14 protein-coding genes are annotated in these 18912 nt (G+C 68.9%); 10 read left to right on the top strand and 4 right to left on the bottom strand.

The genetic code is table 11. The features are described 5' to 3' along the window. Nucleotides 1-176: 176 nt before the first annotated feature. Entirely contained in the window at nt 177-2312 is a 2136-nt protein-coding gene (locus BLQ49_RS15810; RefSeq protein ID WP_091717260.1) for a S9 family peptidase, read from the top strand. 147 nt (nt 2313-2459) lie between these two features. Here the strand turns inward: BLQ49_RS15810 and BLQ49_RS15805 are convergent, their stop codons facing one another. Continuing rightward, entirely contained in the window at nt 2460-5906 is a 3447-nt protein-coding gene (locus BLQ49_RS15805) for an AsmA family protein (protein WP_091717258.1), read from the bottom strand. 291 nt (nt 5907-6197) lie between these two features. After that, nucleotides 6198-7112 (bottom strand): LysR family transcriptional regulator, encoded by a 915-nt coding sequence (locus tag BLQ49_RS15800; protein WP_091717256.1) that lies wholly within the window; start codon nt 7110-7112, stop codon nt 6198-6200. A gap of 70 nt (nt 7113-7182) precedes the next feature. Here BLQ49_RS15800 and BLQ49_RS15795 point away from each other — a divergent pair, with 70 nt between their 5' ends. The 9 genes from BLQ49_RS15795 to BLQ49_RS15755 all read left to right on the top strand — a co-directional run bounded on the left by BLQ49_RS15795 (nt 7183) and on the right by BLQ49_RS15755 (nt 15688). Next, complete coding sequence (locus BLQ49_RS15795; protein WP_091717254.1) at nt 7183-8181, top strand: MFS transporter; 999 nt, start codon at nt 7183-7185, stop codon at nt 8179-8181. Then, nucleotides 8087-8596: an MFS transporter gene (locus tag BLQ49_RS30885; RefSeq protein ID WP_425284009.1), complete on the top strand. Its 510-nt coding sequence runs from the start codon at nt 8087-8089 to the stop codon at nt 8594-8596. The genes BLQ49_RS15795 and BLQ49_RS30885 overlap by 95 nt, the downstream gene beginning before the upstream one ends. Nucleotides 8597-8780: 184 nt before the next feature. Beyond that, nucleotides 8781-11147 carry an ATP-dependent helicase gene (locus BLQ49_RS15785; protein ID WP_091717250.1) on the top strand — a complete coding sequence of 789 codons (2367 nt, stop codon included), beginning with the start codon at nt 8781-8783 and terminating at the stop codon, nt 11145-11147. 425 nt (nt 11148-11572) lie between these two features. Next, nucleotides 11573-12289, top strand: coding sequence for a PhoH family protein (locus tag BLQ49_RS15780; protein ID WP_091717248.1), 717 nt, complete (start codon nt 11573-11575; stop codon nt 12287-12289). Nucleotides 12290-12421: 132 nt separating this feature from the next. Next, nucleotides 12422-12685: a hypothetical protein gene (locus BLQ49_RS15775; RefSeq protein ID WP_091717246.1), complete on the top strand. Its 264-nt coding sequence runs from the start codon at nt 12422-12424 to the stop codon at nt 12683-12685. A gap of 146 nt (nt 12686-12831) precedes the next feature. Continuing rightward, on the top strand, nt 12832-13119 hold the full coding sequence (locus BLQ49_RS15770; RefSeq protein WP_091717244.1) for an accessory factor UbiK family protein: 288 nt from the start codon (nt 12832-12834) through the stop codon (nt 13117-13119). A 305-nt stretch (nt 13120-13424) separates the two neighbouring features. Next, nucleotides 13425-13934 carry a type III secretion system chaperone family protein gene (locus tag BLQ49_RS15765; protein ID WP_091717242.1) on the top strand — a complete coding sequence of 170 codons (510 nt, stop codon included), beginning with the start codon at nt 13425-13427 and terminating at the stop codon, nt 13932-13934. 26 nt (nt 13935-13960) lie between these two features. Further along, nucleotides 13961-14764 (top strand): pyrroline-5-carboxylate reductase, encoded by an 804-nt coding sequence (gene proC / locus BLQ49_RS15760; protein WP_091717543.1) that lies wholly within the window; start codon nt 13961-13963, stop codon nt 14762-14764. 102 nt (nt 14765-14866) lie between these two features. Then, entirely contained in the window at nt 14867-15688 is an 822-nt protein-coding gene (locus tag BLQ49_RS15755) for a TetR/AcrR family transcriptional regulator (protein ID WP_208859065.1), read from the top strand. Nucleotides 15689-15718: 30 nt separating this feature from the next. On the opposite strand, the gene BLQ49_RS15750 is transcribed toward BLQ49_RS15755, so the two are convergent. Together BLQ49_RS15750 and BLQ49_RS15745 are read right to left on the bottom strand one after the other, a co-directional pair. Next, nucleotides 15719-17689, bottom strand: coding sequence for a methyl-accepting chemotaxis protein (locus BLQ49_RS15750; protein WP_244507618.1), 1971 nt, complete (start codon nt 17687-17689; stop codon nt 15719-15721). A 570-nt stretch (nt 17690-18259) separates the two neighbouring features. After that, the gene (locus BLQ49_RS15745; protein WP_091717237.1) at nt 18260-18694 is read right to left on the bottom strand and encodes a response regulator; all 435 of its coding nucleotides are present in this window, start codon (nt 18692-18694) and stop codon (nt 18260-18262) included. Between the last annotated feature and the right edge of the window lie 218 nt (nt 18695-18912).

Genomic DNA, 18912 nt, shown 5'->3' with positions numbered 1-18912 from the left:
GTTCCTCAACGTCCAAGGTCGGGACGGGCTCCAACACGTCCCCGTTCCCACGCGGCGCACCGGCGGGACGCCTGCCCTGCGCCGCACCGTCTTGCATCCCGGCCGGCGGCGGGACACATCCCCGGACCTACGCGCCTTGCACCACACGCCGAGGCCCGGACCTGACGGGAGACACGATGTCGGAGATCGGCCACGGCCTGTTCGCTCACTCGACCGGGGCGCCCGTCGCCGAAATCCGGCCCCGGCGCTTCAGCGTACACGGGCAGGAGATCACGGATCCCTATGCCTGGCTGAAGGCCGAGAACTGGCAGACGGTTCTCAAGGACCCGGCCGCGCTCCCTGAGGACATCGCCGCCTACCTGGAGGCCGAGAATGCTTTCGCGGAGGCAGCCTTCGCCGGGACTGCGGACCTGCGCCAGCGGCTGGCCGCCGAGATGCGCGGGCGGATTCAGGAGGATGAGAGCGACGTCCCGGAGCCCGACGGGCCCTTCGCCTACTACACGCGCCATCGGGAGGGCGGGCAGCACCTGCTGATCTGCCGGCGGCCGGCGACGGCACCGGATGTACCCGAATCGCGCCCGGACCCGGACGAGACGATCCTGATCGACGGCGACCGCGAGAGTGAGGGACTGCCCTTCTTCGAGATTGCCGCCGCGGTCCATTCCGACGACCATACGCGCCTCGCCTGGAGCGCCGACACCAAGGGGTCGGAACTCCACACGATTCGGGTGCGCGACATCGCCACCGGCCTCGACCGCGACGACCGGGTCGAGGCGACCTCCGGCGAGGCGGTCTGGGCCGCGGACGGGGAGAGCTTCTGGTACGTGGCGCTCGACGCCAATCACCGCCCCGCCAAGGTCATGCGCCACCGCCTGGGCACTCCGCAGAGCGCGGACGAGACGGTCTATACCGAGCCCGATGCCGGCTACTTCGTCCATATCGGCAAGACCCAGTCCGGCGCCTTCCTCGACGTCACGGCGAGCGACCACGAGACCTCCGAGGTCCGCCTGCTCGACCGGCACGCGGAGGCGGCCCCCTTGCGCCTCGTACATCCGCGGGAGCCGCTGCTGATCTACGGGGTGGAGCACCGGGGCGACCGGCTGTTCATCCGCACCAACGCGGATGGCGCCGAGGATTTCAAGATCGTCACCGCGCCCCTCGACGATCCGGGCCGCGCCAACTGGACCGACCTCGTGCCCCATCGGCCGGGGGTGATGATCCGCCACCTGCACCTGCTCGCCGATCATTTGGTCCGGCTGGAGATCGAGAACGCGAGGCCGCGGATCGTCGTGCGCGACATCGAGGGTGGCAGCGAGCACAGCGTGGCGTTCGAGGAGGAGGCCTATTCCCTCGGCTTGGGCACCGGCTACGCCTTCGACACGGCGACGATCCGCTTCGTCTACTCGTCGATGACGACCCCGTCGGAAACCTGGGACTATGATTGCGCGAGCCGGGCGCGATCGCTGCGCAAGCGGCAGGCGGTGCCGAGCGGCCACGATCCGGCCGCGTACGTGACGCGGCGGCTCTTCGCGGCAGCGCCAGACGGCGAGCAGGTGCCGATCTCCCTGCTGCACCGGCGCGATCTGCCCCTCGACGGCAGCGCGCCACTGCTGCTCTACGGCTATGGGTCCTACGGCACGCTGATGCCGGCGTCGTTCCGGACCAACCCGCTGAGCCTCGTCGACCGCGGCTTCGTCTATGCCATCGCGCATATCCGCGGCGGCACCGAGAAGGGCTGGCGCTGGTACCTCGACGGCAAGCGCGAGAAGAAGCCCAACACCTTCACGGATTTCATCGCCTGCGCGCGGTCGCTGATCGCGGCGCGCTACACCGCCGAGAAGCGCATCGTCGCCTATGGCGGCTCGGCGGGCGGCATGCTGATGGGAGCGGTGGCCAACATGGCCCCCGAGCTGTTCGCCGGGATCGTGGCCGACGTGCCCTTCGTCGACGTGCTCAACACGATGATGGATGCGGAGCTGCCGCTCACCCCGCCGGAATGGCCCGAATGGGGCAATCCGGCGGAGAGCGAGACCGCCTTCCGCACGATTCTGTCCTATTCCCCGTACGACAACGTCGCGGCGAAGGATTACCCGGCGATCCTGGCGCTCGGCGGCCTCACCGATCCGCGGGTGACCTACTGGGAGCCGGCCAAATGGGTCGCGCGGCTGCGCGCCACCATGACGGGGGGGGGCCCGGTTCTCCTGCGGATCAACATGGAAGCCGGCCACGGCGGCGCCGCCGGACGGTTCGACCGGCTGGAGGAGGTGGCGTTGATCTATGCGTTCGCGCTGATGGCGGTGGGAAAGGCGTAGGCGCCGCCGTCTTTTTGAGCGTAGCGAAGCAACCCAAATGCGCCACGCGACCGAAGTCGCGCTACCCTGGGTCGCTACGCTCGCGATGACGGGGCGGGCTGCATCAAGCCTGGGCCTACATGAGAGGCCCGACGGAAATGCTTCCGTTCAGGGCTGCCCCTCGGCCGGCGCCGGTGGTTGAGCCGCCCCCTCCCCCGGAACCCGTACCCGGCGCGCCGCCTCCTCGCCGGCGGCCTTCTCCGCAGCAGCTTTCTCCGCGGCGGCCTTGTCGGCTGCTGCCTTCAGCGCCGCAGCCCGCGCCTTGTCCATCTCGATCCGGGCGCGCCGCCGCTGCCGCTCCACCTGATCGGCCTCCGTCAGCTCGATCGTCTCCAGCTCACGCTGGAGCACGAAGGCGGCGAGCCCGTTCGACAGGGTGCCGACATCGAGCACCTGCTCGGGGGCGGCGAGCGGCCCAGCAAGGCCAAGCTGGATCGTCGGCGGACCGGCACTCCAACCCCGGGGCACGGGGCCGCCCCTCAGCGTCCCGCGCGCGTCGAGGCGGGCGTTTCGCAGGTCGTAGCCGATCGTGCCGGCCCAGCGGGCGGGCCCGAAATCGATGTCGAGGGGGCCGGCCCGCAGAATCCCGCCCACGATCGTGGCGGCGGCGCGCGCGGGCCCGGCGGCCTGGGCGGCCGCCTTGCCCAGCTCTTCCGCGACCAGGGCCTGAAGGCGCCCCTCACGCAGCGGGTCGTCGATCTCCACCGCCCGAGCGAGGGCACGTCCCGCCGCCCCCGGATCGGCCGCCGGGATGCGCAGATCCTTGAGGGTCAGCGTGCCGCTGCCCGAAAGGCCGTCGCCGAGACCCGACAGCGTCTCGGCCGCGGTGGAGAAGCGCAGATCGGCATCCAGGCGACCGCCGATCGGACCACCGCCGAGCGCGGCGATCGCCACGTCTTCCAGATTGCCGGAGCCCGAGATCGCCGCACCAGCGCCGGCCCGGGTGATCGTGGCCGAGCCCGCGATCCGCCCGCCGCCGAGCTTGGCCGTCAGGTCGCGCAGGGTCAGGCTGGAATCCGACAGGCCGAGGGCTACCGCCGCGTCCGTACCCAAAAGGCCGCGTCCGAGATCCAGCTTGGCGATCCGGGCGTCGAGGGTGATGGCCAGGGGATGGGCAGGCGCCCCGAACCGTCCGTTCTCCTGCGGCGGGAGCAGGAGAGCCTCCGTCAATTGCGGCAGCGACAGCCGGTCGAGGGTGAGGCGACCGCGCAGGACGCCGCCTGGCACGTGCAGCAGCGTGCCGTTGACGGTGGAGCCCGCGATCTGCCCGGTGAGCGCGGCAGCGCTGGCGCCCGCCTCCTGAGAGAGCGTAACGGTCAGGTCAGCGGGCCATGCACCGGGCTGCAGGCGCGCGGCGCCGGCCAGAATCAGGAACGGCGCGAGGTCCGCCGTATCGGCCCGGATCACGCCGCCGGTCGGCAGCGCATCGGCATCGATCGGGATCGGCCGGGCCGTCGCCACACGCAACCCGGCCACGGCCCCGTTGGCGGTGACGGTCAGCGCCGCTCCATCTGGCCGCTCGGCACTCAGGTGTAGTTCGGCGGGCTGCTGCAGGCCCGGGATGTCGGTCCGCCCGAACCACGTTCCGGCCCGGGCCGTGCTCAGCGCGGCCGTGCCGCCTTCAATGCGTGTCCCGCGGCTCGCCAGCGTCAGATCGAGGGTGCCGCCGCCGGCGCTGCCCTTCGCCTGCGTCCGCAGGGCCTCGGCGGCGCCCCCCGCCCGGTCGAGGGTGACGGCAAGGTCGAGGGGGGCATCCTTCAGAAAGGCCGGCAACAGGCGCAGCTCGCCGACCCAGACCCGTTCGAGCAGGCCGAGCAGCGGCGCCGCCACGGGGGCCTTCAGGCGGCCCGAGACGCGCCCGGTGCCGTCCGCGCCGATCCGGCCGGACAGCGTGGCGCTCGCCCCCGCGAGGTCGGTCACCGCGAGGCTGTCGACCACGACGCTGGCGCCGTCGGTCTGGATGCTGGCCGCGATGGTGCCGTTTCCGGAGCCGACGGTCCCGAACCGGACGTCCCGGGCTTCCAGGGTGAGGGCGAAGTCGAGGTCGCGCAGCGTCCCGAGGGCCGTTCCGAGGGGCGGGAGAGCCGCGATGTCGATGCTGTCCGCACGGATCTGCGCGTTGAACCGGCCCCGCGCGCCCGCCTCGGCCACCGTGTAGCGGGCATTCCCGGTAATCCGGGCGCTGCCGAGTCCGACGCGGAGGTTGCGCAGCGACAGGCTCGTGGGATCGGCGGAGAGGTCGGCAGACGCCTCGATCCGGCGCCCGTCGAGCAGCGCAATCAGCGGCCCCTCCACGCCCAGGCGGCGCAGGTAGCGGCCCAGCGCGTCCGAATCGGGGGCGGTGAGCGCTACAGGGCCGGTCAGGCGGAACGGCGCCGTCTCGACCTGCCCGCTGACGCTCAGGGTCGAGTCCGCCGGGCCGGTGACCGAGAGACGCCGCAGCAGCAGGCCGCCCGCCCGCTCCAGGGTGCCGGTGAGCACGAAGTTCGACCACTCGTCGCCCCCGAGCACGGCACTGCCCACCGCGAGGTCGAGGTCGAGCATCGCCGGCAGATTGCCGCCCCAGTTGGGCAGGCCCCGGGCGATCAGGTTCTGCCCCTCGGGCGACATCAGGAAAGCGTCGAGATCGAGGCGGCGGGCCTCCAGGCTCAGGCCGGCGCGCCACTGGCGCAGATCGAGCCGGCCGGTCCCGCCGAGGCGGAGGGTGCGTCCCCCGGGATCGACGGCGAGGTCCACCCCCTCGAACCGCACCTGCGCCCCGCGGGCCTTGAACGCCCCGCTCAGCGAGAACGGCAGGTAGGCTCCAGCAGCCTGAGTCGGGGGACCGACGACGAGGCGAGCGTTGCCCTCGGATTCCACCTGGACGGCCCCGCCGCCCTCCTGGGGGACGAGCCCGAACCGCGCATCCGCCTCGAACCGGGGATGGGCATCGCCGCCCCCCGAGATCTTGACAGCGAGCCGCCCATCCGGCCCCGGCGTGCCGCTGACCGCCCGGAACGGGACGCCGCCGCTTGAGCCTTCCACGCGCCAGGGTCCGACCAAAGCCGGCGCCTGGAGGGTCAGATCCTGGGCGTAGAACTGATCGGTCCGGCCTGTCGCTGGGACCTGGGTGGTCACGAGGAATTGCTGGACGTGCAGCGCCTCGATGGCGAAGTCGCGCCCGCGCAGGGAGGCGCCGAGATCGGACGGCAGCTTCAGGGCGTCGGGACCGGCGAGTGGAAGCTTGACCTCGGCCCGGCCGATCCGGGTCTCTGTGAAGCGGAACTCGCCCTTCAGGAGCGGCGCCAGCGCAACCTCGGCCTTGACGAACCGGGCATCGAGGGTCGGGCGCTCCGGGTCGGTGCCGAGATGCAGGCGATCGACGCGCAGCCGCGGCGAAGGAAGGAGCCGGACCTCGATCCGCCCGTCGGTCCGGGCTGGAACGCCGAGCGACCGGGTGATCGCCCGGTCGACCAGGGCGCGATAGGCCTGCCAATCCACGAAGGGCGGGACGGCGAGCGCCGCCACGAGAACCAGGATGACGGCGCCCGCCAGCGCGGTCAGAAGATCACGCAATGGTCCCGTTCCGCACTCGTGTCCGCGCGGGACACCCCCCCGCGTGCCCCCGCGGGCAAACCGTCAGGGCCATAGCACGATAAGGGGCTGGGGGCGCCAGCGGAGATCACGCGCGGGCGCGGGCTGCTTGGCGGGGGAGCCGTACTGAATGCCGGAATCGGTCCGGCTTTGGTCTACCTGTCTCGGTAAAGTCTTGCGCCGGTACCGGACTGCCCCATCAGTTGTAGATTTCGTTTCAAGTTCAATTGAAAAACGAAAGCAGTTTCGCGAAGCGGCGTTGGAACCGGCGTGCTACGCTATGGCAACGGGCAGTGGATTGCTGACAGGGACGGATTGTCCTGCCGATAGGACAAGCCATGTGGCCATGCGCTCGGCTGTCGAATCCTGGGTGTCACGCCACCGTGCAATCTGTCTCTTCGAGCACGCTTGTATCTCATCCGAGCCGGTCAGTCGCGTCAGCCGGCGCTGACGCAACGCATCGGCAGCGAGGAGCGAGCGCGCCAACGCCACGCCGTTCCCATCCACGGCCGCCTGAAGGGAGCTGCCGATGTCTCGGAAGCGGACCGCCTCATGACCAGGGTCACCCTGCAACCAAGTCGCCCAGGACCATTCCCGTCCCGTCTCATCCCCCCTGCGTCCCTTCGCGAGCAGCGGCAGCGCTCGCCAATCCTGGCCGGGGCAAAGAGTACTCAGTAGCCCCGGCGCAACCACGGGGAAGACGCTCTCGATTGGGAACGGCAGTGCGCACGCGCCCTCCACTCCGTTGGCATACGGCAACCAGAGCAGGGCCAGATCGACATCGACACGCGCGGCCTCGGCGGCCTTATCCCAAGTCACGACCTCGATAGACAGGTCCGGAAAGCCGCCGCAGAGGGCGGGCAAGCGGGGCGACAGCCACCAAGCCAGGAGGGGTGTGCTGAGACCAAGCCGAAAGGCGCGCAGTCCTGTTCGCCCGACGATTCGCCGATGCATGCCCGCGAGCGTTCCGAGCAACGGGCCAAGTTCCTGGGCGAGTCGCCCACCCGCCTCGGTCACGCGCAGGCCCGGGTTGAGCCGTTCAAGCAGGGCGACGCCGAAGAAATCCTCCAGGGCTCGGATGCGGTGGCTGACGGCGCTCTGTGTGAGACCCAGTTCATCGCCGGCCAACGTCATGCTGCCGTGTCGCAGCACAGCCTCGAAGGCGAGGAGGCCCGCAAATGGGGGCATGCGCGACGGGATCCGGGACACGCCGCATTAAATCGCTTCATGCGTTGCGGAGCAATACTCATTTGCCGTGATGCTGCTTGCAGCTCATTTCGAGGCCATGCAGTACACTGTTGAGCACGATGCCTGGTCTGGTCGGGCCCGCCTGACTGCGGTCACCCTCGGCTTCGCCGCCGCCCTGACGAATTTTGACGTGACATCGGTCGTAGTCGTCCTGCCGTCGATCGGCACGACGCTCGGCATCCATGCGGCGCAGTGGGCCTGGATTATCGACGCCTACAGCATCGCCTTCACCGCGACCCTCCTCGTCGCGGGTGCCGTCGCCGATCGCTTCGGCAAGCGACACACCCTCCTCGCCGGCAACGTCGGGTTTCTGGTAACATCCCTCGCCTGCGGCCTTGCCTGGAACAGCCTCCTTTTTCTGATCGCCCGCGCCGCACAAGGCGCCACCGCGGCTTTCCTTGTGACCGGGGGTTTCGCGTCGATCGCCACCGCCTTTCCGGCCGCAGAATCGCGGGCTCGCGCCTTCGGTGTCGCCGGTATGGCATCCGGAGTTGCCATGGCGCTGGGGCCGAGCCTCGGCGGCGTCATCGGCGCCGGCCTGGGTTGGCGCTGGATTTTCTTCTTCAACCTGCCGCTGTGCATGCTGATCGCGCTGATGGTGCCGCGCCTCGTGGCAGAAGAGCGCGACGGCACGGACAAGCCGTTGGACTGGCTCGGCATTGCGCTTCTGACCATCGCACTGGCGTTGCTTATCGAAACCATATTGGAAGCCCATGATGCGCCAGTTCCCCTAGCGTTCGGGCTCGGCACCGGGGGTCGGACTTGCTGCATTGTTCGCCATCCGGCAGCGCAGGCAGCCACGGCCGATGCTCGATCCGGCGGTCTTTGCAAGCCGACCCATGATGGGCGTGACAGCCCTGCTCTTCGCCGTCTCGGTCGGCTACTGGGCCGTTCTCGTTTACCTCCCCCTCTTTCTGAGCATTGCCTTCGGCTGGACGGCCGAGACAGCCGGGCTGGCAATGCTGGTGGCCACGCTTCCCATGCTCGCCATGCCTCCGCTCATTGGTAGCCTCGTGCCGCGCCTGGGATGGCGGCGGCTCTTCGCGACGGCACTGGCGCTGATTGCAGTTGGTGGGGCCGCCCTAGCGCTCTCATCGCTTGTCGAGGCCACGACAGCCTGTGCCTGTGCCTTCGCCGGAATGGCGCTGATCGGGATGGGAGCCGCGCTGTCCCACCCACAACTCTCCGGTGCCGTGATTGCCCTCGCGCCGCCGGAGGCGAGCGGCATGGCCTCGGCTCTGACGGTGATCGCCAGACAAGCTGGTTTCGCGCTCGGTGTCGCAGTTCTGGGTGCTCTCACGGCGTCACGTCTCGATGTTACCGGTTTCGCATGGCCTTTCGGAGTTGCTTCGGCTGCGGCGACCATCGGTGTGCTGGCCTGTCTTCTGCTGCCACCCTCATCGAGGGCGAGGAACAGGCCCTGATCGCGGCCTCCTGCGACGACATATTCCTGTCCACCAAGCGTAGATCGCGACCGATCAAACCATCCCCGAACCGACAGCGCGCCCCGAGGTGCGCGCGGATGGGACGGCCCCCACCCCACACCCTCCGGTCGCATCCCGCCCGAACCACCTCGACGCCGTTCGCGATTTGGTCCAGGGAAGCGGGATGCAGAACCGCCCGCATGCGCAGCCCGCCGGGGACGGCGCTCCGTCCTCCTCCATCGCCGCCCGCGCCATGGGCGCACTCCGCCGCGACGCCGCCGGCTACCTGGACGGCCTCAACCCGGAGCAGCGCCGCGCCGTCGAGACCACGGAGGGTCCGGTCCTCGTGCTGGCTGGGGCCGGCACCGGCAAGACCCGGGTGCTCACCACCCGCATCGCTCACCTGATCGCCACGAACCGGGCGCGGCCCTTCGATATCCTGGCGGTGACCTTCACCAACAAGGCCGCCCGGGAGATGAAGCACCGGATCGGCGCCCTGATCGGCCCCGCCGGCGAGGGTATGCCCTGGCTCGGCACCTTCCACGCCATCGGCACCAAGATCCTGCGCCGCCATGCCGAGCTAGTCGGGCTGAAATCCGACTTCACCATCCTCGGCACCGACGACCAGCTCCGGCTGATGAAGCAGGTGATCGCCGACCAGAACGTGGACGAGAAGCGCTGGCCTGCCCGGGCGCTCGCCTCCGCCATCGACGGCTGGAAGAACCGCGGCCTCGGCCCCGAGCAGGTGCCCCCGGGCGAGGCTTCGGCCTTCGCGTTCGGCAAGGGCGGGACGCTCTACACCGCCTATGAGGCGCGGCTGGCGACGCTGAACGCCGTCGATTTCGGAGATCTTCTGCTGCTGTGCCTTAAGCTGTGGCGCGAGAATCCCGATGTGCTTGCCAACTATCAGGACCGCTTCCGCTACATCCTGGTGGACGAGTACCAAGATACCAACGTCGCCCAGTACCTCTGGCTAAGATTGCTGGCACAATCCCGAAAAAACATCGCCTGCGTGGGTGACGACGACCAATCGATCTATGGCTGGCGCGGCGCCGAGGTCGACAACATCCTGCGCTTCGAGCACGATTTTCCTGGCGCGGTGGTGGTGCGCCTGGAGCGCAACTACCGCTCCACCGGCCACATCCTGGCGGCCGCCTCCGGCCTGATCGCGAAGAACGAGAGCCGGCTCGGCAAGACCCTGCGTACCGACGACGAGCCGGGCGAGCGCGTCACCGTCACGGGCGCCTGGGATTCCGAGGAGGAGGCGCGGATGCTCGCCGAGTCGATCGAATCCCTCCAGTCCAAGCAGCATCCCCTGTCCGAGATCGCCGTGCTGGTGCGGATCTCCGCCCAGATGCGCGAGATCGAGGATCGCTTCGTCCAGCTCGGGCTGCCCTATCGGGTCATCGGCGGCCCGCGCTTTTACGAGCGGGCCGAGATCCGCGACGCGTTGGCGTATCTGCGTGCCACCGTGAACGTCAGCGACGACCTCGCCTTCGAGCGGATCGTGAACACCCCGAAGCGCGGCCTCGGCGACGCGACGCTCCAGCAGCTCCACACCTACGGACGCGCCAACCGGCTGCCCCTGCGGATCGCCGCCGAGCGCCTGTGCGAGACCGACGAGCTGAAGCCCCGGGTCCGCTCCACCCTGCGGGCACTGACCGAGAGCTTTTCCCGCTGGGCGCGCCTCGCGGAATCGCAGCCCCACAGCGAGGTGGCGCAGACCATCCTCGAGGAGTCCGGCTACACCGAGATGTGGCAGAAGGACCGCTCGGCCGACGCCGCCGGGCGCCTGGAGAACCTGAAGGAATTCGTCCGCTCCATGGAGGAATTCCCCGACCTGGCGGCCTTCCTGGAGCACGTCTCTCTGGTCATGGAGGCCTCCGAGACCGAGGGCGCCGACCGGGTCTCGCTCATGACGCTCCACGCCGCCAAGGGGCTGGAATTCGATACCGTGTTCCTCCCCGGCTGGGAGGACGGCCTGTTCCCCAGCCAGCGGGCGCTCGACGAGAGCGGCCGGGCGGGCCTGGAAGAGGAGCGGCGCCTCGCCCATGTCGGGCTGACCCGGGCGCGCAAGCGGGCCAAGCTGTCGTTTGCAGTGAACCGGCGCATCCACGGCCTCTGGTCCTCGACCATCCCGTCCCGGTTCATCGACGAGTTGCCGGAATCGGCCGTCGACGTGGTCGAGGCCCCCGCGCATTTCTCTGCCGGCGCCTCGCGGTTCGACCGAAACCCGACGCCGTTCGGGTCGAGCTACGGCACGCCCGGCTGGCAGCGGGCGCAGGCCAACACGGCGCCCCAGGGCGGCCGCGGATTCAACGCCGCACCGGGCGGGCGTTCGGGCGGACAGCGCGGTGGCCCGCGCCAGATCGAGGGCGAGCTGATCGCCAAGTCCACGGGCGCGCCCTCCGCGTTTGAGAACGGCCAGCGGGTCTTCCACACCAAGTTCGGCCCCGGAACGATCGCCGGCGTGGACGGCAACAAGCTGACCGTTGACTTCGACAAGGCCGGCCGGAAGATGGTCCTCGACAGCTTCATCCAGGCCGGGTGAGGCGCGTCCCGCCGATCAAGCCCAGACGTTTCAGGGCGGCAGGATCGGCGGCTTCGCCCCTGCGGGCGGGGAGGATCGTGCCGGATGCCGCGTCATCGCGCTTCCCCCATCCCGAGCCCGATGCCAGCCCTGATGCATCCGCGCCAGCACGGCGCCTTTTTCCGAACCGGCCGAGTCCATCGTCACCCCCTGGTCACACCCTGCGCGCAATCGTGGGGCACGAATCACGCTGGTGCGGCAGTTGCATTGCGTATTCGGCCGCGCACGGCATGTCGTGACGCTCTCCACAGGCGGACGAGCGCGGCGCGGAACCTTTGGGAAGGGGCCCGTATTAGTTCCGCAAAACGAGTAGATCCGGGAGCAAATAGGTAAACGGCAGTTCAGCGACAAATCCAGGTTGGCAAGTCCCGTTGGAGTGTACATCCATGAAGAGACGCCGCGCACGCCTTGAATTGGTTGAAGACCGCACGTCCCGCATTCACCGCACACGCTTCGACGAAGAACGCAACCTCAGCCCGATCCAGCCCCTCACCGAACGCCAAGCCGAGTATCTCGACGCCCTCGCCCGCTCCCCGCAGGTCATCGTCCTGGGGCCTGCCGGCACCGGCAAGACCTTCATCGCCGGGACCCGTGCCGCGGATCAGCTCCGCCAGCGCCGTATCGCCAAAGTGGTCATCACCCGCCCGAACGTGCCCTCGGGCCGCTCGCTCGGCTTCTTCCCCGGAACCCTCGAAGAGAAGATCGCCCCCTGGGTCGCTCCGCTGACCGAGGCCATGAAGGAGCGGATGGGCGCCGCCGCCTTCGAGATCGCGCTCAAGGCCGGCGATATCGAGATCGTCCCGTTCGAAGTGATGCGCGGGCGCACCTTCAAGAACTGCCTCGTGATCCTCGACGAGGCACAGAACACCACCACCGCCGAGATCAAGATGTTCCTGACCCGGATCGGCGACGATTGCCAGGTCATCATCAATGGCGACGTCTCGCAGACCGACCTGCGCGAGACCTCAGGGCTCCGCACCGTGATGCACCTCGTCAAAAGCCGGATGATGCCGATACCGGTGGTTGAGTTTACCCGGAACGACATTGTCCGCTCCGGCATCTGCGCCGAATGGGTGAAGGCGTTCGAGGAAACGAATCTCTAAGTTAGAAGTTGATGGCGGCGGGCCCTCGACGGCCCGCCGTGCCGCCCGCGGCACGAGACGACTCTCCGCACCTCCCGTCCGGGAGGATGAACCGGGCCTCATACCCGGCCATCAGAGAATTGGAGTCTCCTCGTGAGGAAACTGACCTTCGCCTTCGCCGTGCTGGCCTCGCTGGGCGGTGCCGCCCTCGTGCAGCCCGCCTCCGCAGCCCCTGCCATGCCGGGTGCCGTCGCGGCCCCCGATGCCGTGACCCAGGTGCGGATGACGCCCATGGAGCGGCGCATGATGCACCATCGGATGGAGCGCCGCATGATGCACCACCGCATGCACCGTCGGATGGAGCGGCGGATGATGCATCACCGCATGCACCGTATGAATCGCATGCACCGCATGTGATTTCGGGGCGGAGCGGGGTCCGATCGGGCCTCGCTTCGCTCCCGACGATCCGGGCGTTGCCCGACTCCTCGAAGATTCCTATCTCGTCAGCTCGAATCGCGCCGTCAGGCGGCCGTCGCGGCAGCCGGCCGATCCGGGAGACCCTGATGCCCCCCTCCAATCGCCTGTTCGATGACCTCGCCCGCCTGATGACCGACGCCGCTGGCGCCGCGCAGGGCGTGCGCCGCGAGGCCGAGACTGTGGTCCGGGCTCAGCTCGAGCGCGTCATCCGCGACCTCGATATTGCCTCCCGGGAAGAACTCGACGTCCTGCGCGATCTCGTGACCAGCCTGCAGGCGCAGAACGAGGCCCTCACGGCCCGTGTCGCGGCCCTGGAGGCGAAAGCCGGCCCGGCCGCCGCGGGGGGCGCGGCCGGCCTCAGCGAGGTGGTCTGAGCCACGGCCTGAGTCCCCGCGGCAACGCCCGGGGCTTTTACACAGGAAGCCGCAGCGATGATCCGGTTTCCTGTTCACCGATTATGGGCTGCACTTTGTGTCGCGAGTCACGGCCGGTTTATAGTGGGCATAGGGTGATTCGGGGGCTGCGGGGCGATGTCCGCGGAGCTTCGACAGTCGATCGCATCACCCCCGGCGCAGATCGGCCGGCTGTTCAAGGTCTCGGAGTGTTCTCGACACTCCGGTTTCGCATCACCGCTCACGGTGGGCCGGACTTTTCGTCCGGGCCGTCCTTTTGGATCGTCATGCCGCTGCTCAACGTCGACTTTCACGATCCGGACAGAAACGAGCATCCGCTCGACGTCGTCGAACGTCTGGCGTCCCTGCGCGATTGGATCTTCGACCGGGCCGAAACCGACGAGATGTCGGTGACGAGCCCAGGCCGCTGGACCGATTACAATGTCGCCTTCACCTGGATCGAGGACGTGGAGGCGCTGCACGTGGCCTGCGCGTTCGATCTCAAGGTTCAAGAGAGGCAGCGGACCGAGGTGATGCGCCTCGTTGCGCTGATCAACGAGCAGCTCTGGGTCGGGCATTTCGACCTGTGGTCGAGCGACAGCGTGGTGATGTTCCGTCACGCGCACCTGCTGACGGGCGGCGCGGTTCCGACCCACCCGCAATGCGCCACCATGATGAAGACCGCGGTGGATGCCTGCGAGCGCTACTATCAGGCCTTCCAGTTCGTGCTCTGGGCCGGCAAGAGCGCCCGCGAGGCGCTGGACGCCGTGCTGTTCGAGACCGAAGGCGAGGCGTGACCGCCCCGGGGGCGAACGCCGCCTCGATGCCCGCCTCGCTGGTCCTGGCCGGGGCCGGCAAGATGGGCGGAGCGATGCTGGCGGGCTGGCTCGCGGCGGGCCTCGATCCGGGCCGCACGACCCTCATCGACCCCGTGCCGAGCCGGGAAATCGTCGATCTGTGCGCGGAACGGGGGCTCGCCCTCAATCCGCCAGCCGCCGAGCCCGGTGCCGTGCTGGTCTTAGGGATCAAGCCGCAGGGGCTCGAAGCGGCGTCCTCCGGCCTCGACCGGCTGATCGGCCGCGACACGCTTGTGGTCTCGATCCTGGCCGGCAAGACCGTCGCGAACCTGCGCGAGCGGCTTCCCCGCGCGCGGGCCGTGGTCCGGGCGATGCCGAACCTACCCGCCAGCATCGGCCGGGGCGCCACGGGCGCCTATGCGAATCCAGAGGTCAGCCCTGAGCAGCGCGCCTCCGCGGACGGCCTGCTGGCGGCGAACGGCACCGTCGCATGGCTTCCCGACGAGGCGCAGATCGACGCTGTGACGGCCCTCTCGGGATCCGGGCCGGCCTATGTTTTCCTCATGGTCGAGGCGCTGGCCGAGGCGGGGATCGCGGCCGGGCTCGACCCGGAGGTGGCACACCGTCTCGCCCGGGCGACAGTTTCGGGGGCTGGCGCGCTCCTCGACGCGAATCCCGCCGAGGCGGCGGAGCTGCGCCGCAACGTGACATCCCCCGGCGGCACGACGGCGGCGGCCCTCGACGTGCTGATGCGCCTGGACGGCCTTGGCGCCCTAATGCGGGAGGCCGTCGTGGCGGCCCGGCGGCGGGCCCAGGAGCTCGCCGGCTGACCTCCGGCCGGCCCCGTGCGGCATGGCCGCGCGAAACCCCTGCCCTTCCGCCACCGACTGCCTACATCAGGTGAGACGACCGACAGGAGCGGGCGACGACCCATGACTGAAAGCAAAGGCCCCGCAAAGCGCCCCCGCAAGGCCGTGAGCCCGGCTCAGGCGAGCAGCGGATCGGAGAGTATCGTGCAGGAGAACGTTGCACCCGAGACTGCCGCTCGGACAGGCGCAGCGCCGAGCGACAGCCCGCCCAAGCTGCCACCCCGGGAGGCCGCCGTCGAGGCGTTGATGCGGCTCGCCGCCGAGCAGCCCTGGAACGACATCGAGATCGGCGACATCGCCCAGGAGGCGGGACTGACGCTCGCCGAACTGCGTGATCTGTTTCCGTCGAAGGGCGCGATCCTCGGCGGGCTGACCCGAATCATCGATCGCAAGGTCCTGGATGGCGACCTCACGGGCCTTGAGGAGGAGCCGACCCGCGAGCGCCTGTTCGACGTGCTGATGCGCCGCCTCGACGCGATGGAACCCTACAAGCCGGCGCTCCGCCGGATCGCCTATGCGCTGCGCGGCGAGCCCCTGTCGATGCTGGCACTGAACGGCGTCATGCTGAACTCCCACCGCTACATGCTGGCGGCGGCGGGGATCGACACCGAGGGTCCGCTCGGCCAGTTCAAGCTCCAGGGCGTCGTGATCGCCTTCGCCCGCGTGACGCAGGTCTGGCTCGACGACGACGATCCGGCGCTCGCCCGGACGATGGCACGGCTCGACAAGGAGATCCGCAACGGCGAGCGCATCATGGAGCGCGCCGAGGATGCCCGGCGGCTTGCGGCTCCCCTGCGGGCCCTGGGTCGATCCCTTCTCGATCGCCGCCCGCGCGCGCGGCGCAGCCGCGACGGCGACGAGACGGATCCCGCCGCCGCGATCTGACGCCACGCGGCGGCCGGCCGCCGCGTGGACTCACACGGTCTGAATGTTACGCAGGAAGCCGTCGACCTCCTGCTTGACGGCAAGCGACTGCTTGGCGAGCTCGGCCGCCGCGCTCAGCACCTGCGCGGCGGCGCTGCCGGTCTCGCCAGCGGCCGCCAGTACCCGCGCGACGTTGGATGAGACGTCCTGCGTCCCCTTCGCGGCTTCGCCGGCATTGCGCGAGATCTCGCTGGTCGCCGCCGTCTGCTCCACCACCGTCGAGGCGATGGCCCCGCTGATCTCGTTCACGCTCGTGATCGTGTGCGCGATCTGCTGCATCGCCGCCGCAGACTGAGCCGTGGCAGCCTGGATTGCCGCGATCAGTCCACCGATCTCGTCGGTCGCCTTGGCGGTCTGGCCAGCCAGCTCCTTCACCTCGGCGGCGACCACCGCGAAGCCGCGCCCCGCCTCGCCGGCCCGGGCCGCCTCGATCGTGGCGTTGAGCGCCAGGAGGTTGGTCTGGGCGGCGATCCCGGAAATCGTCGTCACCACGGCACCGATCTGCTCGGACGCGGCGCGCAGGCTCGCCATGGCGGCCTCGCTCGCCTCGGCCTCGTGGGCCGCAAGACCAGCAGCCTCGTTAGCGCGCAGTACCTGCCGCTCGATTTCTTGGAGTGAGGACACCATCTCCTCGGCGGCGGCCGCCACGGTTTCCACGTTCATGGAAGCGAGGTCGGCGGCCGTGCTGGAGGCGACTGCCTGATTGTTGGCGTCGTCGGCGATCTGCGTCATCGAGCGGGCCGTGGCATCGAGCTCGTTGGTAGCCAGGGTGACGATCTCCAGGGAGGCGGCGACCTTCTGGTCGAAGATCTCGACCAGCTTCTCGCGACGCTCGGCCCGGCTCAGGCGGGCTGCCTGCTCGGCGGCCTGCGCGGCCTCCAGCTCGGCCCGGACGATGGCGTTCTTCCGGAAGATCTCCACGGCCTTGGCCATGGCGCCCAGCTCGCCCGCGGCATCCTGCGAGGGAACGACGAGATCCGTGTCGCCATCGGCGAGGCGCGCCATGGCCTTCACCATGCCGTCGATGGGTCGGATGATGCTGCGCGCGATGATGAAGGCCAGCGCCACGCCGATGACCAGGGCAAGCGCGCCGAGGCCGACCAAGACGCGCCAGGCCTGCAGCGCCATCTCGGCCGCCGAGTCCTTGAGCCGCGTCACCGCCGTCAGAATCCGCTGACGGAGCGCGGCACAATCCGCCGCGATGGCATCCGTATGCGGCTTGATGCCGGTCTCGAACGTCATCTTCGACTTGACCACCGCGTCGTGGTAGCCGCTGAGATCAGCCTCGTAGGTGGCAAGTGCCTCAGCGAGGTCCTTGATCGGCCCGTTGAGGGACTGAAGCACGGCGCGGGCCTGCTGGATCTTGCCCCGGAACTCGTCTCGATAGATCGGGTCGTGGTCGATCATGGTGCGGGCGGCGGCGACGCGCGCGGCCAGGATGGCATTCTCCACGCGGCTGGCCTGCAGCTTCACTGCGTCGCTGCTGCCCTGGTCTATGTTCGAGAGCGTTTTCTCGCGGAGGTGCGTCAGGTTGTTGCCGTCCTTGATGATGCGCAGCCGCGCCGCGTCGAGCTGGGCGCCGGCCTCCGCGAGACGGGCGAGATCAGCCTCCAACGAAGCCGCGCTGCCGACGATGGCGCGATAGAGCTGTTGTCCATTCTCGGTCAGGGCCTTGGCCGTGCGCTGGTTGGCGGTCTCCTCGATCAAACGCCGCAACCCCTGCATGGCGGTGATCTGTGCGGCATCCGGCGCCACGCGGTAAAGCTCGGCTTTGGCGGAGAGTTGGGCGGCGAGGCCGTCCATGGCGATGATTTCCTGAGCGCTCTCCCCCACGAAGCTCAGCGCTTCATATTCCCGGTTGAGCTTGTTCTGTTGGTAACTCGCGAAGGCGCCGATGACAGCGGCGATCACGACGAGCAGGGTAAACCCGGCATAGAGACGGATACGTATTCCGATCTTCACGATAGCCATCCCTCTGGCTGAAGAGATCTTTGCGCGATCAAACTTGGCCAGAAGGCGAGTTGCCCGTGACACTCTTGTGTCAAATCGAGATCGTAACCTTAAGTTATTCGTATTTATACAGTATAGATTGGAGTTTGCGAGTTCTATAGTTCTGGAATATACTCATACGCGGGGCTGCATGAGGGTTGAAGGAAAATTTTCCCGACTAAACGATTGGAGGGAAAAACTTTTTACACCGTCGGAGATACGATGCTCTACAACCTGAGCGAGCCAATTACGGAGCGATTTCGACGTTTCGAGCTTCGCACTTTTCGGCCGCGCGATGATCCGGTCTTCGCCGGAATAGCCGGCTAGGCATCGGTCTCGGGTCCGGACCCGGACTTGATCGACCAATGCTTCACCCGGGTCTTCCGCGCGAGACAGCTGAACCGTATGGAGGCGAATCAGCCCTGTGCGGGCGCCGGGCGATTCGCGACGGGCGCCCACGCGCCAAGTTCGGCACAGGTCATCTCGTCGGCCGGTCCGAAGTACACAGGCAGGGGGCGTGCCTTCAGGAGGCGACGCGTCCGGTCAGGCGGCGCGATCGGCCAGGGCTTCCCGCATCAGCGTGGCCACCATCGCGCTCAGGAGTTGGTCGTGCCGGACGCGCAACGCGTCGGGGATCTGGGCCGGTGCCTCCGGCTTCGGATCGTCGAGTGCATCGCCTGCCAGCACGATGCGCAGCCCCGGGCGCAGGGTCCGGGCTTCGACCGCAAGCTGTGCACAGCACAATCCGCCCTGCAGGCCGGAATCCACCACCATCACGTCCACCGGCAGGCCCAGCGCCAGGACCGTCATGGCGTCGACGCCGCGGTCGCAGGCGGTGACCTGATAACCCAGCCGGCGCACCTGCGCGGCCACCTCGTCGCGCCAGCGCTTGAGGCGGCCGACGACCAGGACCTGTATCCGGTAGCAGCCGCCCTGAGGCAGCTGGCTTGAGGCAGTCCCGACGTCGGCTGTGGACATTCCGCACTCGACTTCGCGATGGCTTTGCGATGCAGCATGCTATGCCGGGTTGCAATCCCGACGCAAGCCTTCAGCCGCGAAGGCGCCGCATTCCGCGCCGTCGTCGCCTAATCGGGCGGCAGTCGGGATTCCTGATCATAGGACGGGCATACGGTTGACGCAGCCGGGGTCCCGCGGGCAACAACCGGGCCGCCCGCGAACCACCACCGCGCGCTGCC

It is taken from the genome of Methylobacterium phyllostachyos, assembly GCF_900103445.1.
In the GTDB taxonomy this organism is placed as follows: domain Bacteria; phylum Pseudomonadota; class Alphaproteobacteria; order Rhizobiales; family Beijerinckiaceae; genus Methylobacterium; species Methylobacterium phyllostachyos.
Note: the sequence above shows the minus strand (reverse complement) of the source record. Positions and strands in the feature narration are given on the sequence as shown.

Coding starts and splice junctions, on each gene's coding strand:
- BLQ49_RS15810 (WP_091717260.1), top strand. CDS start 177: ATGTCGGAGATCGGCCACGGCCTGTTCGCTCACTCGACCGGGGCGCCC.
- BLQ49_RS15800 (WP_091717256.1), bottom strand. CDS start 7,112: ATGCCCCCATTTGCGGGCCTCCTCGCCTTCGAGGCTGTGCTGCGACAC.
- BLQ49_RS15795 (WP_091717254.1), top strand. CDS start 7,183: ATGCTGCTTGCAGCTCATTTCGAGGCCATGCAGTACACTGTTGAGCAC.
- BLQ49_RS15785 (WP_091717250.1), top strand. CDS start 8,781: ATGCAGAACCGCCCGCATGCGCAGCCCGCCGGGGACGGCGCTCCGTCC.
- BLQ49_RS15780 (WP_091717248.1), top strand. CDS start 11,573: ATGAAGAGACGCCGCGCACGCCTTGAATTGGTTGAAGACCGCACGTCC.
- BLQ49_RS15770 (WP_091717244.1), top strand. CDS start 12,832: ATGCCCCCCTCCAATCGCCTGTTCGATGACCTCGCCCGCCTGATGACC.
- BLQ49_RS15765 (WP_091717242.1), top strand. CDS start 13,425: ATGCCGCTGCTCAACGTCGACTTTCACGATCCGGACAGAAACGAGCAT.
- proC (WP_091717543.1), top strand. CDS start 13,961: ATGCCCGCCTCGCTGGTCCTGGCCGGGGCCGGCAAGATGGGCGGAGCG.
- BLQ49_RS15755 (WP_208859065.1), top strand. CDS start 14,867: ATGACTGAAAGCAAAGGCCCCGCAAAGCGCCCCCGCAAGGCCGTGAGC.
- BLQ49_RS15745 (WP_091717237.1), bottom strand. CDS start 18,694: ATGTCCACAGCCGACGTCGGGACTGCCTCAAGCCAGCTGCCTCAGGGC.